15 protein-coding genes are annotated in these 12,931 nt (G+C 64.7%); 7 read left to right on the top strand and 8 right to left on the bottom strand.

Going from position 1 to position 12,931, the window contains the following annotated elements; all coding sequences use genetic code 11:
* Positions 1-75: 75 nt before the first annotated feature.
* From phnC to phnG, 8 genes are all read right to left on the bottom strand, one after another.
* Complete coding sequence (phnC, locus tag FNA46_RS01285) at positions 76-924, bottom strand: phosphonate ABC transporter ATP-binding protein (protein ID WP_142880530.1); 849 nt, start codon at positions 922-924, stop codon at positions 76-78.
* 119 nt (positions 925-1,043) lie between these two features.
* Entirely contained in the window at positions 1,044-1,661 is a 618-nt protein-coding gene (locus tag FNA46_RS01280) for a DapH/DapD/GlmU-related protein (RefSeq protein WP_142880529.1), read from the bottom strand.
* The gene (gene phnL, locus FNA46_RS01275; RefSeq protein ID WP_142880528.1) at positions 1,658-2,365 is read right to left on the bottom strand and encodes a phosphonate C-P lyase system protein PhnL; all 708 of its coding nucleotides are present in this window, start codon (positions 2,363-2,365) and stop codon (positions 1,658-1,660) included. Before phnL ends, FNA46_RS01280 begins: the two co-directional genes overlap by 4 nt.
* A gap of 11 nt (positions 2,366-2,376) precedes the next feature.
* A complete protein-coding gene (gene phnK / locus FNA46_RS01270) occupies positions 2,377-3,153 on the bottom strand; it encodes a phosphonate C-P lyase system protein PhnK (RefSeq protein WP_142880527.1) in 777 nt (258 codons plus the stop codon).
* Entirely contained in the window at positions 3,150-4,088 is a 939-nt protein-coding gene (locus FNA46_RS01265) for an alpha-D-ribose 1-methylphosphonate 5-phosphate C-P-lyase PhnJ (protein WP_142880526.1), read from the bottom strand. The genes phnK and FNA46_RS01265 overlap by 4 nt, the downstream gene beginning before the upstream one ends.
* Positions 4,085-5,191: a carbon-phosphorus lyase complex subunit gene (locus FNA46_RS01260; protein ID WP_142880525.1), complete on the bottom strand. Its 1,107-nt coding sequence runs from the start codon at positions 5,189-5,191 to the stop codon at positions 4,085-4,087. The genes FNA46_RS01265 and FNA46_RS01260 overlap by 4 nt, the downstream gene beginning before the upstream one ends.
* Before the next feature lie 3 nt (positions 5,192-5,194).
* Positions 5,195-5,827: a phosphonate C-P lyase system protein PhnH gene (gene phnH, locus FNA46_RS01255; RefSeq protein ID WP_142880524.1), complete on the bottom strand. Its 633-nt coding sequence runs from the start codon at positions 5,825-5,827 to the stop codon at positions 5,195-5,197.
* The gene (gene phnG, locus FNA46_RS01250) at positions 5,827-6,321 is read right to left on the bottom strand and encodes a phosphonate C-P lyase system protein PhnG (protein ID WP_142880523.1); all 495 of its coding nucleotides are present in this window, start codon (positions 6,319-6,321) and stop codon (positions 5,827-5,829) included. Before phnG ends, phnH begins: the two co-directional genes overlap by 1 nt.
* A gap of 92 nt (positions 6,322-6,413) precedes the next feature.
* Here phnG and phnF point away from each other — a divergent pair, with 92 nt between their 5' ends.
* The 7 genes from phnF to FNA46_RS01220 all read left to right on the top strand — a co-directional run bounded on the left by phnF (position 6,414) and on the right by FNA46_RS01220 (position 12,876).
* Positions 6,414-7,139, top strand: coding sequence for a phosphonate metabolism transcriptional regulator PhnF (gene phnF, locus FNA46_RS01245; protein ID WP_142880522.1), 726 nt, complete (start codon positions 6,414-6,416; stop codon positions 7,137-7,139).
* 357 nt (positions 7,140-7,496) lie between these two features.
* The gene (locus tag FNA46_RS25870) at positions 7,497-7,646 is read left to right on the top strand and encodes a hypothetical protein (RefSeq protein ID WP_185969681.1); all 150 of its coding nucleotides are present in this window, start codon (positions 7,497-7,499) and stop codon (positions 7,644-7,646) included.
* Between the two features lie 67 nt (positions 7,647-7,713).
* The gene (locus FNA46_RS01240; RefSeq protein WP_142880521.1) at positions 7,714-8,607 is read left to right on the top strand and encodes a carbohydrate ABC transporter permease; all 894 of its coding nucleotides are present in this window, start codon (positions 7,714-7,716) and stop codon (positions 8,605-8,607) included.
* A 13-nt stretch (positions 8,608-8,620) separates the two neighbouring features.
* Complete coding sequence (locus FNA46_RS01235) at positions 8,621-9,505, top strand: carbohydrate ABC transporter permease (RefSeq protein WP_425468652.1); 885 nt, start codon at positions 8,621-8,623, stop codon at positions 9,503-9,505.
* Between the two features lie 10 nt (positions 9,506-9,515).
* Complete coding sequence (locus FNA46_RS01230; RefSeq protein ID WP_142880519.1) at positions 9,516-10,619, top strand: ABC transporter ATP-binding protein; 1,104 nt, start codon at positions 9,516-9,518, stop codon at positions 10,617-10,619.
* Between the two features lie 72 nt (positions 10,620-10,691).
* Positions 10,692-11,981, top strand: coding sequence for a Gfo/Idh/MocA family protein (locus FNA46_RS01225; protein WP_142880518.1), 1,290 nt, complete (start codon positions 10,692-10,694; stop codon positions 11,979-11,981).
* 100 nt (positions 11,982-12,081) lie between these two features.
* Entirely contained in the window at positions 12,082-12,876 is a 795-nt protein-coding gene (locus FNA46_RS01220; RefSeq protein WP_142880517.1) for a DeoR/GlpR family DNA-binding transcription regulator, read from the top strand.
* Positions 12,877-12,931: the final 55 nt, after the last annotated feature.

The following is a 12,931-nucleotide window of genomic DNA, read 5'->3' as shown; positions in this document are numbered from 1 at the left end:
CTGGGTTTTCCGGATCATCCGGAAGGGGCCTTGGGGTGTTTCGCCTTCAGGGCGATCTCGTGGACGGCGTCTGTCTCAGGCGGGAGCCAGCGACAGATTGCCGGCGGGATGGGGATCGGCCGACATCTCTGTCGCACCGGAGGTCGAAATCGCGGTCGACGTCATGGTCTCGTCGAACTGGGATGCGTGCTCGACGCCGTAGATCGAATGGATGGCGTCGGAGGTCAGCTCGTCCGGCGTTCCGTCGAAGACGACGCGGCCCTGCGACATGCCGATGATGCGTTCGCAATAGCTGCGGGCCGTATCCAGCGTGTGCAGATTGGTCAGCACCGTGATGCCCTCGTTGCGATTGATGTCGCGCAGCGAATCCATCACGATCTTGGCGTTCAGCGGGTCCAGCGAGGCGATCGGCTCGTCGGCGAGCAGCATCTTCGGACGCTGCATCAGGGCGCGGGCGATGGCCACGCGCTGCTGCTGGCCGCCCGAGAGCGTGCCGGCCGCCTGCAGCGCCGTCTGCTCGATGCCGAGCCGTTCGAGTGCCGCGATTGCCATCAGGCGCTCCTCGCGGGTGAAGAGGTTCAGCAGGCTGGACAGGGTGGAGCGATGGTCGAGGCGACCGAGCAGCACATTGGTCATCACGTCGAGGCGCGGCACCAGGTTGAACTGCTGGAAGATCATCGCGCAATCGCGGCGCCAGTGACGCAGCGCGCTGCCGCGCAGGCCAGAGACCTCCACATCCCCGAAATGGATGCTGCCGGCGGTCGGATCCGCCAGCCGGTTGATCATGCGCAGCAGCGTGGACTTGCCCGCACCCGAACGTCCGATCACGCCGACCATCTGGCCCGAGGGAATATCGACCGAAACGGCATCCACTGCCGTCTTCTTGCCAAACTGTCGGGTCAGGTCTTGCAACTTGAGACGCATCGCGGTCCCTCTGCTGTTATTCTTGTCGTTTCGCCGACGAGCTACACAGCCATTGTGAAGCACCGATGTAGGATTTGTTTAAGATTTGTGAAACGTTATAACGTACTGTTTCTTCTTGGCTATTTCCCGTATTTCCGGAGAAATGCGTCAGCCTCCAGCTCCCTGAAATCCAGGAGGGCGTCAAACAGGCGATCGTGATCCCAGTCCCACCAGGCAAGCTCTGTCATCCGCTCTGCGGTTTCGGCCGGAAAGCGTTCGCGGATCAGTTTTGCCGGCACGCCGCCGACGATGGTATAGGGTGCCACGTCCTTCGACACGACGGCGCCGGCGCCGATCACCGCACCATTGCCGATGGTGACACCCGGCAGCACGGTGGCGCCATGGCCGATCCACACATCATGGCCGATCGTGACCCGGTTCTCGCGACGCCAGGCGAAGAAATCCGTATCGTTTTCGGCGCCCTCGAAATAGTCGGCGGCGCGATAGGTGAAGTGGTGCAGGGTGGCGCGCCAGGTCGGGTGGTTCGGCGCGTTGATCCGCACCGCCGCCGCGATATTGGCGAACTTGCCGATCGTGGCGCACCAGGCGGAGCCATCCTGCATGATGTAGGAATAGTCGCCCATCTCGACCTCTTGCAGCCGGCAGCGCTCGGAGACTTCCGTATAGCGGCCAAGCGTGCAGTCGACGATGCTGGCGCTCTCGTGGATGAAGGGTTCGATCCCCAGCTTGCGGCTCATGCGGCGCTCCTTCGCGGTGAAAAGGCGGTGACATCGAGGATGCGGTCGGCGACGGCCTCGCGCACTTCCTCGTCATGGAAGATGCCGAGCAGGGCGACGCCCGCCATCTTCTTGGCCTCGATCATGGCGATCACCACGCGCCGGTTTGTGGCATCGAGCGAGGCGGTCGGCTCGTCGAGCAGCAGCACGGCGTGGTCGGTGATGAAGCCGCGGGCGATGTTGACGCGCTGCTGCTCGCCGCCGGAAAAGGTGGCGGGCGGCAATTGCCAGAGGTCGCGCGGCAGGTTGAGGCGGGAGAGAAGTTCCGCGGCCCGTTCGTGCGCTTCCTCGGGCGCAGTGCCGCGCGAGATCAGCGGCTCTGCCACCACGTCGAGGGCGGCGACACGCGGCACGGTGCGCAGGAACTGGCTGACATAGCCGAGCGCGCTGCGGCGGATCTCCAGCACGGTGCGCGGATCGGCGCTCGCCACGTCCACCGTGCGGCCGGCATGGCTGACGAGGATCTGGCCGGCATCCACGGCATAATTGCCGTAGAGCATTTTCAGGATGGAGCTCTTGCCGATGCCGGAGGGGCCGCCGAGCACCACGCATTCGCCGCTCGCAACCGCAAAGGAGACATTGGCGACGACCGGCAGGACGAGCCCGCCGCGCAGGTGCATGGTGAAGCTTTTGGCGACATCGGAGACGACGAGGGGAGTGGCCATGATGTTCTCCGTCAGACCTGCAGGATGGAGGAAACGAGCAGCTGGGTGTAGGGCTCGCGCGGGTCGTCCAGCACCCGGTCGGTCAGCCCGTGCTCGATCACATGGCCGCCCTTCATCACCATCATCCGGTGCGACAGCAGGCGGGCAACGGCGAGGTCATGGGTGACCACGATGGCGGAGAGGCCGAGATCGCTGACAAGGCCGCGCACCAGATCGAGCAGGCGGGCCTGCACGGACACGTCAAGGCCGCCGGTCGGCTCGTCCATGAACACGAGGCGCGGCGAGGTGACGAGGTTGCGGGCGATCTGCAGGCGCTGGCGCATGCCGCCGGAAAAGGCACGCGGCTGGTCGTCGATGCGGTCGGTGTCGATCTCGACGCGCGACAGCCATTCGGAGGCGGTGGCGCGGATGCGGCCATAATGGCGGTCACCAACCGCCATCAGCCGTTCACCGACATTGGCGCCGGCCGAAACCGTCATGCGCAGCCCGTCTGCCGGGTTCTGGTGCACGAAACCCCAGTCGGTACGCATCAGCACGCGCCGTTCCGCCTCGCTCATCCGGAAGAGATCGCGATAATCGCCGTCGCGCATCCGGTACTGCACGTCGCCGGTCGAGGGCATCAGCCGCGTCGACAGGCAGTTGAGCAGCGTGGTCTTGCCGGAGCCGGATTCGCCGACGATGGCCAGCACTTCGCCCGGCCACAGATCGAAGCTCACATCATGGCAGCCGATGCGGTTACCGTAGAACTTCGACAGGCTGCGCACCTTGAGGAGAGGCATGTCGCTCATTCCGCGGCCTCCCGATCCGTAGCCGTGGTGGCCAGCATCTCGCCCACATGGCCCTCGGCCTGGCGCGTCTCGCAGTAATCGGTATCGGAGCAGACGAACATGCGGCCTCCCCGGTCGTCCAGAACGACCTCGTCGAGATAGACATGGGTTGCCCCGCACAGCGCGCAGGGCCTGTCGAACTGCTGCACCTCGAAGGGATGGTCCTCGAAGTCCAGGCTCACCACGTCGGTGTGCGGCGGCACGGCATAGATCCGCTTCTCGCGGCCTGCGCCGAACAGCTGCAGCGCCTCGGAGCGGTGCATTTTCGGATTGTCGAATTTCGGCGTCGGCGAGGGGTCCATCACATAGCGGCCATGCACCTTCACCGGATAGGCATAGGTCGTGGCGATGCGGCCGTGGCGGGCGATGTCCTCGTAAAGCTTCACATGCATCAGGCCGTATTCTTCCAGCGCATGCATCTTGCGGGTTTCGGTCTCGCGCGGTTCGAGGAAGCGCAGGGGTTCCGGGATCGGCACCTGATAGACCAGCACCTGGCCTTCCTGCAGCGTATGTTCCGGAATGCGGTGACGCGTCTGGATGATGGTGGCGTCCGCGGTATGCGTGGTGGCCCGGACGGCCGCGACCTTCTGGAAGAAGGCGCGGATCGAGACGGCATTGGTGGTATCGTCGGCGCCCTGGTCAATGACCTTCAGAACGTCCTCGGGGCCAATGATGGCTGCCGTCACCTGCACGCCGCCGGTGCCCCAGCCATAGGGCATCGGCATTTCGCGGCTGGCGAACGGCACCTGATAGCCGGGAATGGCGATCGCCTTCAGGATGGCGCGGCGGATCATCCGCTTGGTCTGTTCGTCCAGATAGGCGAAGTTGTAGGCGGCGAGTTCGGTCTCGCCGGCGCTGTCCTGTCCGGGGGCAGGTCGGGTGTCTGGCGCGCTCATTCCGCGGCCTCCTCGTGCTCGGTCGTCTCTTCGGCGGGTTTGTGGCGGGCGCGCATGCGCCGCACCAGGTCGAGTTCGGCCTGGAAGTCCACGTAGTGGGGCAGCTTCAGGTGCTCGACGAAACCGGTCGCCTGCACGTTGTCGCAATGGGAAATGACGAATTCCTCGTCCTGGGCGGGGGCTGTCACATCCTCGCCGAATTCGCTGGTGCGCAGCGCCCGGTCGACCAGCGACATGGACATGGCCTTGCGCTCGCTCTGGCCGAACACCAGTCCGTAGCCGCGGGTAAACTGCGGCGGCGCCTTGGCCGATCCCTTGAACTGGTTGACCATCTGGCATTCGGTGATGCGGATCTCACCGAGCGACAGGGTGAGGCCGAGTTCCGGCACCTCGAACTCCACCTCGACGAGGCCCATGCGGATCTCTCCGACGAAGGGATGCGTGCGGCCATAGCCGCGCTGCGTGGAATAGCCGAGCGCCAGCAGAAAACCCTCGTCGCCGCGAGCCAGCGCCTGCAGGCGCAGGTCACGCGGCATCGGAAATTCCATCGGCTCGCGCGTCAGGTCGCCGGGGACATGGTCGTCCGGCATCTCGCCGTCCGGCTCGATCAGGCCCTCGCCGTCGAGGATGTCGGAGACGCGCATGACGGCTTCCGTCTCGCCGGCACGGCGTGCGGGGGCCTCGACGTCTGCCGTCTCGTCAAGAAGGTCCGGATCAAGCAGGCGGTGGGTATAGTCGAAGGTCGGGCCCAGCAGCTGGCCGCCCGGCAGGTCCTTGTAGGTGGCCGAAACGCGACGCTCCACCTGCATGCGGCCGGTCTCCAGCGGCACGGACGTTCCGAAGCGCGGCAGCGTGGTGCGATAGGCGCGCAGCAGGAAGATCGCCTCGATCATGTCGCCGCGCGCCTGCTTGAGGGCAAGGGCTGCGAGCGAGGGATCGTAGAGCGAGGCTTCGGCCATCACCCGGTCGACCGCAAGGCCGAGTTGGGCGATGATCTGCGCGATGGTGAGGCCCGGCAGCGACCGATCGCCGCGGCGACGGTCGGCCAGCAGGCGGTGAGCGTTGGCGATGGCCTTTTCGCCACCCTTGACGGCAACATACATGGATCAGCCCTCCGATGCCGGTGTCTCGGCCACGGCTGCGGCCGTGATCTTGCAGGTGCGCGGCAGGGCGACGAGCTGGCGGCCGGCCGTCAGCACCACGTCGACGCCGCGTGGAAACAGCGCGCCGTTCTCGTTCCACTGGCGCAGGAAGTCTGCCGGCAGTCCGCCTGGGGCGATCCCGGCGGTGTCGCGAATGCCGGGGCCGCGCAGCAAGAGCGGCTGTCCGTCCTTCAGGCTTGCCACCTCGATGATCAGCGTGGTGGAGCGGTCCGGGTACTCCTGCGTGCCGAGCGCAAAGGCACCCAGCGCGGGGAGGGGAGCCTTTGTCTCGAAAAAGGCGAAACGGGCGTCATGCCGTTCGGGAGTGACCGGCGCGCCGCCATGAAAGGCGAGCCAGCCCGGCACGGGCGATTGCGAGAGCTTCGGGCTCAGCCAGACGGGCGTGTCGTGGTCGCAGAGCGTCAGCATCACGGCGCCGGCAGCAATGCCGAGCGGGGCCGGTGGTGAGAGGGAAAGCGCCACCTCGCCGATCTCGCCCGGGCGCGCCATGCAGTCCATCAGCATGCGGAACGCCGTCTGGGCGTCGAAGACGGGATCGGCAAAGCCGCCGGAAAAGGTTTCGGTCCGGCTCAGCATCAGTCTTCTCCTCGCACCATGGTGAAGAAATCCACCTTCGTTGCCGCGGTTTCTTCCGCGCGGCCGGCGGCCTCGGCAGCCAGTCGTTCGGCAAGCGGCGTGAGAAGGCGGTCCGCGATCACCGCGCGGCGGCCGTCGTCGCGTGCCAGCGCATCGATGATGGCGGCCAGTTCGGCGGCGCGGCGGTCGGTGCCGAGGCGATAGGCATGGCCGACGGCCCCATCGGCGAGCTGGACGCTGGCGCGGCTGACGGTCGCCTCTCCGAGGTTGAAGGGTGCGCCGCCGCCGCCGATGCGGCCGCGCACCATCACCAGGCCGGTTTCCGGGCCGCGCAGCCGCGTATGCGCCGGCTTGTCATCAAGCCCGTTCCAGAGGTCTTCGAGTTCGGTCCGGCTGGCACGGGCCAGAAGATCAAGATCGCGCTTGCGGCGCGCCTCCTCTTCACCTCCACCGGCCGGCCCGGCGTGACCCGGATCTGCAAAAGCTGTGTTCATCCTGCACCTCATATTGTCTAGTAATATAGACAACCATACAATTTGCATTATGGATAGAGGCAAAGCATGACGCCGTTGTGACAGGAGGCCCAATGATTCCGCGCCAGAAGGGTGTCGCCGTGTGGCGGCAGATCGCCGACCGCATCCGCGCGCAGATTGCTGCCGGCGCCTATGATGCGACCGGCCGCGTGCCGCCCGAGACCGCACTTGCGGAAGAATTCGGCGTGAACCGCCATACCGTGCGGGCGGCGCTTTCGGCGCTTTCGCAGGAGGGCATCGTGCGCGCGGTGCAGGGCAGCGGTACGCTGATCGAGCGGCGCGACCGCTTCGACTTCCCGATCGGCCGCCGCACCCGTTTCACGGAAGGGATCGGCACCCAGGCGCGCGACATCAAGGGCGTTCTGCTCTCTTCCTGCGAGGAAGTCGTGACGACCGACCTTGCCGAACGGCTGGACCTTCCATCCGGCGCGCGCGTGCTCAGGCTGGATGCGCTGCGCACCGCCGACGGACGCGCCCTCTCCCGCTCGACCACCTGGTTTCCGGCCGAGCGCTTTGCCGGCATCGATGAAGCCTTTCGCAAGACGCAGTCGATCACCCGGGCGCTGGCCCTTCTCGGCGTGGCCGACTACCTGCGCGCCGTCACGGAAATTTCGGCGATCCATGCCGAACCCGACGATGTGGCCGATCTTGGCCTGGCGCCCGGCGCCATCGTGCTGGTCACCAAGGCGCTGAACACCGATCTGGCCGGCCTGCCGATCCAGTATGCGATCACCCGCTTCCCCGCCGACCGGGTTCAGTTTACCATCCGCAATGCCTGACGGCGGCGGCCGGATGCGTCCGTCAAACTCCTATGAGGACTTGCGCTTCACCGGCGTGGGGTGAGGGGCGGCGGGACTGTGTCCGGCTTCTGCAGCACGCGCGAGAGCGCTTGCCAAGGTCGTATTATAACTGTAGCAATGACGCCGTTGACCTGTCATATCTGTTGGCGTCTGACGCCGGAATGAAGACAGGTTCCGGACATCCGGTGCGGCCTCGCGCACCGGTCGCGGGCGGAGGCAGATCTCCGGCCCCGGACACAAGGAGGCACCGTTGCGCATCGGTATCATGCGTCCGCATGCCGGGAGAACGGAGGCTCCCGCGTGACGGTTCATGCCAGACTGAAGGAGGAGGATGTCATGGCGAAGATCGATTTCAGGTGTTTTCTGCCACGGCCCGACCATGCGGTCGGTGCGGTGGCGTTGCCGGCCATGACCCTTGATGTCTCGCCCGCTCAGGCCGGCGGGGCGGCCCCCGGCCGACGCTGCGTTGCGGCCGCGCGCCGCTGAGCGCTCATGCCGGCGGGCGTTTGCCCACCCGCCGGGATCGACGGTGAATCCTCATAAAGGCCGTGTCATGAAACGCTTCATTGCCCGCAATGCGCCAGGTTACATTTTTCTGCTGCCCTGGCTGGTCGGCTTCTTCCTGCTGGCGCTGGGGCCGATCCTCGCCTCGCTCTACCTGTCCTTCACCCGCTATGACATGGTGAGCGCGCCGCGCTGGATCGGGTTCGGCAATTACGAATACATGTTCACCCGCGACCGGCGCTTCTGGAAGGCGCTGGAGGTGACCTTCCATTATGTCGTGCTGGCGGTGCCGGCGCGCCTTGCCATGGCGCTCGCGGTTGCCATGCTGCTCGACAAGGGGCTGCGCAGCATCGGCCTCTACCGGGCGATCTTCTATCTGCCCTCGCTGCTCGGCGCCTCGATTGCCATCGCCATCCTCTGGCGCCAGCTGTTCGATGCGCATGGCGTGGTCAATCAGGCGCTTGCCTATATCGGTATCCGTGGTCCGGAATGGCTGACCAATCCGGAAACCTCGATCTATGCGCTGGTGGCGCTCGCCATGTGGCAGTTCGGCTCGCCCATGCTGATCTTCCTGGCCGGCCTGCGCGGCATTCCGCGCGATCTCTACGAGGCGGCCGAGATCGACGGCACGCCGCGCTGGCGCCAGTTCACCCGCATCACCCTTCCGCTTCTGGCGCCGGTGATCTTCTTCAATCTGGTGCTGCAGACCATCGAGGCCTTCAAGACCTTCTCCAGCGCCTTCATCATTTCCAACGGCACGGGCGCCCCCGCCGACAGCATGCTGTTCTACACGGTCTACCTGTTCAACGAGGCCTTCAAGTTCTTCCGCATGGGCTATGCCTCGGCGCTGGCCTGGGTGCTGCTCATCATCATCGCGATCTTCACCGCCACCGCCTTCCTGACCTCGAAATACTGGGTGCATTATGAGAACGAGCGCGATTGAGCCGGAGGCCACCATGGGCCTCGACGAAGCGACGCGGATCGCCCACGAATTCAAGCTTCGCCGTCTGAAACGGGAACGCAATGGCCGCCTGCTGAAGCACGCCTTCCTGATCGGCGTCTCCTTCATCATGCTCTATCCGCTGTTCTGGCTGCTGTCGGCCTCGCTGAAGCCGGAGAACGAGATCTTTGGCAATGTCGACTTGTGGCCGAGCGTGTTCATGGTGGAGAACTATACCAAGGGATGGCACGCGCTGCCGGAATCCTTCACCGTCTTCTACGTGAACTCGGCAATCGTCACGGTGCTGTCGGTCATCGGTAACCTCCTGTCCTGTTCTTTCGCGGCCTATGCCTTTGCGCGGCTGCGGTTTACGGGGCGCAATTTCTTCTTCGCGCTGATGATGATGACGCTGATGATCCCCTATCACGTGGTCCTCATCCCGCAATATGTGCAGTTCCTGCAGCTCGGCTGGGTGGATACCTATCTGCCGCTCGTCGTGCCGCGCTTCCTCGCCTCCGACACCTTCTTCATCTTCCTGATGGTGCAGTTCTTCCGGCAATTGCCGCGCGAACTGGACGAGGCGGCGATGATCGACGGCTGCTCGCCCTTCAAGATCTACTGGGCGATCGTCCTGCCGCTGTCGCTGCCGGCCATGGGCACGGCGGCCATCTTCTCCTTCATCTGGGTCTGGGAGGATTTCCTGGCACCCCTCATCTATCTGAACGACATCAAGAGCTACACGGTGCCGCTGGCACTGCGTCTCTTCCTCGATCAGGACGGCCAGTCCGCCTATGGGCAGATGTTTGCCATGTCGGTGCTGTCGCTGGTGCCCGTCGTCATCTTCTTCGTTCTGTTCCAGAAGCTCATCGTGCGCGGCATCGCCACGTCCGGCATGAAGTAAGGAAAGCAAAATGGCTGGTTTGACACTTCGCAATGTCGGCAAGAGCTACGGCGCGCTGCAGATAATGCAGGGCCTCAATCTCGATATACATGACGGCGAGTTCCTGGTGCTCGTCGGTCCCTCCGGCTGCGGCAAGTCCACACTGCTGCGCATGATCGCCGGGCTGGAGGACATTACGGATGGCACCGTCGCCATTGGCGACAAGGTGGTCAACGATCTGCCCGCCTCGAAGCGCGAGCTGTCGATGGTGTTCCAGAGCTATGCGCTCTATCCGCACATGACGGTTGCCAAGAACCTCGCCTTCGGCTTGCAGAATTTCCGCATGCCGAAGGCGGAGGTGGAGCGGCGTGTGGCGGAGGCCGCGCGCATTCTGCAGATCGAGCCGTTGATGGCGCGCAAGCCGCGCCAGCTCTCCGGTGGCCAGAAGCAGCGCGTGGCGATCGGCCGCGCCATCGTGCGCGAGCCGAAGCTCTTCCTGTTCGACGAGCCGCTCTCCAACCTCGATGCGGAACTGCGCGTGCAGATGCGCGCCGAACTTGCCTCGCTCTATGCCCGTCTCGGCACCACCATGATCTATGTGACGCATGACCAGGTGGAGGCCATGACCATGGCCAGCCGCATCGTCGTGCTGCGCGCCGGCAAGATCGAGCAGGTCGGCACGCCACAGGAGCTTTATACGCGCCCGCAGAACCTGTTCGTCGCGGGCTTCATCGGTTCGCCGAAGATCAACATGCTGGCCGCCGAGGTGCGCGCGGAAGGTGGCCGTCCGGTCGCGCGGGTGGCGGGCTTTGCCGATTTCGCCCTGCCGGATCTTTCGACCCGCGACACCCGCCTGACGCTCTGCGTGCGCCCCGGCGCGCTGCATGTCGGCGAGGGCGAGGTGATAAGCGAGGGAACCATCCGGCTTGTCGAATATCTCGGCAACGAGACGCTGCTGCATGTGGCGCTTGCCTCCGGCCAGGTGGTGCTGCTGAGCGTGGTCGGTCCCGCGCCCTATCGCGCCGGCCAGACCATCCCGATCGGCTTTGACCTGGCCGACCTCCACTACTTCGATGCCGAAGGACGCCGCCTGGAACCGGCCTTGCCGGCACAGCCGCAGGCGGCCTTCGCCTGAGATTTCGAACTGCCAGCCGGGCGGCTCCGTCTCACTCCCGGGCGGGACGCCCCTTCATGAGGTGCCTCTACCGTGAAAATAGCCATTGTTGGATGTGGATCGCGTCACCAGATGTTTCGGGACGCGGTCCTTGAGGATTATGCCGATCGGCATGAGATCGTCGCGCTCTGCGACAGCAATCCCCACCGCCTCAACGAGGCGGCAAAAATCGTCTCGCAGCCCGGTACGAACGGGGTGGCGACCTATCTCGCCGCTGATTTCGACCGGCTGATCGCCGAGCAGAAGCCCGATACGGTGGTGGTGGCCACGCCCGATTTCCTGCATGCCGATTACATCGTGCGTGCCTTCGAGGCGGGATGCGACGTCATCTGCGAGAAGCCGCTGACCATCGACCTTTCGCGGCTGAAGATGATCGTCGACGCGCAGGCCCGCACCGGCCGCCAGGTGAAGGTCACCTTCAACTACCGCTATTCGCCGGCCCGCACCCAGATCAAGGAGCTGATCTCCGCCGGCACCATCGGCACGATCACCGCCGTCGATTTCCGCTGGCATCTCGACCGGGTGCATGGCGCCGATTACTTCCGCCGCTGGCACCGCCAGAAGGAAAATTCCGGCGGTCTTCTGGTGCACAAGTCCACCCATCACTTCGATCTGTTGAACTGGTGGCTGGCCTCGGTGCCGCAGGAGGTTCTGGCGTCCGGCCGTCGCGTCTTCTACCGGCCGGAGACGGCGGTCGAGATGGGGCTTCAGGATCATGGGCCGCGCTGTGCCGACTGTCCCGTCGCCTCCTCCTGCCTGTTCCGGCTGGATCTGGCGGCCGACGAAAACCTGAAACGCCTCTACCGCGAGGCCGAGCATGAGGATGGCTACTATCGGGACCTCTGCGTCTTCGACGCGGAGATCGGCATTGAGGACACCATGCAGGCGCATATCCGCTATGCCTCCGGTGCCACCGCCAATTATACGCTGACCGCCTATTCCCCGTGGGAGGGGCTGGAGATCACCTTCCAGGGTACCAAGGGCGAGATCACCCATCGCCACGTGGAGGTGCACGGCGTGTTCGGCGGCGTGCGCGCCCATGCGGATGAGGATGCGATCACCACCACGCTGCATCTGGCCGGGGAAGCGCCCCGCCAGCTGGAGGTGCCGAAGGCCGAGGGAAGCCATGGCGGGGCCGATCCGGTGATGCTCGGCTACATCTTCAACCCCGAGGGCATGGAGCCGGATCGCTATGGCCGCGCCTCCGACCATGTGGCGGGCGCCTGGTCGATCCTGACCGGCATCGCGGCCAATGCGTCGATCGAGAGCGGCTCGCTCGTGCATATTCCCTCCATGCTGAATGCCCGCGGCATCCGGATCTGATGCGTTCGTCGGCAGGGGCGTTTATCCCCTGCCGACACGCCTGCCCTTGCTCCGAGTTCGTTTTCTTTTAAAGTGAAGAAAAAGCGAAAAGGAGGGGCGCATGCTGTTGTCCTCGCGTCAGACGGAAATCCTGGCCATTGCCAAGGAGCAGGGGCGGGTGCTGGTGGAGGAACTGGCGCAGCGCTTTTCCGTCACGCCGCAGACGATCCGCAAGGATCTCAACGATCTCTGCGATGCCCGCGTGCTGAACCGCATCCATGGCGGTGCCGTACTGCCGGCCGGCAAGGAGAATGTGAAATACGAGGCGCGGCGGTCGATGGCGGCTGCCGAAAAGCAGGCGATCGGCCGGGCCGCCGCCGCGCTCATTCCCGACAACGCCTCGCTCTTCATCAATATCGGCACGACCACGGAGGCTGTTGGCGAAGCGCTGACGGATCACCGTGAGTTGATGGTCATCACCAACAACATCAACGTCGCCAACCGCTTGCGCATCTTCCCCTCGATCGAGGTGGTGATTGCTGGCGGCGTCGTGCGCGGCGCGGACGGCGGCATCGTCGGCGAGGCGGCAGTGGATTTCATCCGCCAGTTCAAGGTGGATTTCGCCGTGATCGGCGTTTCCGCCATTGATCAGGATGGCGCCTTGCTCGATTTCGATTTCCGCGAGGTGAAGGTGGCGCAGGCGATCATTGCCAATGCCCGCCATGTGATCCTCGTCTCCGATTCCTCGAAGTTTGAGCGTACGGCGCCCGTGCGGATCGGGCATATCTCGCAGGTTCATACCTTCATTACGGATCATTGCCCCATCGCCCGTCTACGGACGATCTGCCAGGAGCGGGATGTGCGACTGATCGAAACCGCACCTGTCGCCGACAGGTCCGGTGTGGTCGCGGATTGACTTCGTTTGACATTCGTTTTGCTTTCACTTAAAACAAACGAAGTTTCGTAATTGT

Source organism: Affinirhizobium straminoryzae (assembly GCF_007004135.1).
In the GTDB taxonomy this organism is placed as follows: domain Bacteria; phylum Pseudomonadota; class Alphaproteobacteria; order Rhizobiales; family Rhizobiaceae; genus Neorhizobium; species Neorhizobium straminoryzae.
The sequence above is the reverse complement of the archived record's forward strand: the minus strand, read 5'-3'. Positions and strand labels throughout refer to the sequence as shown.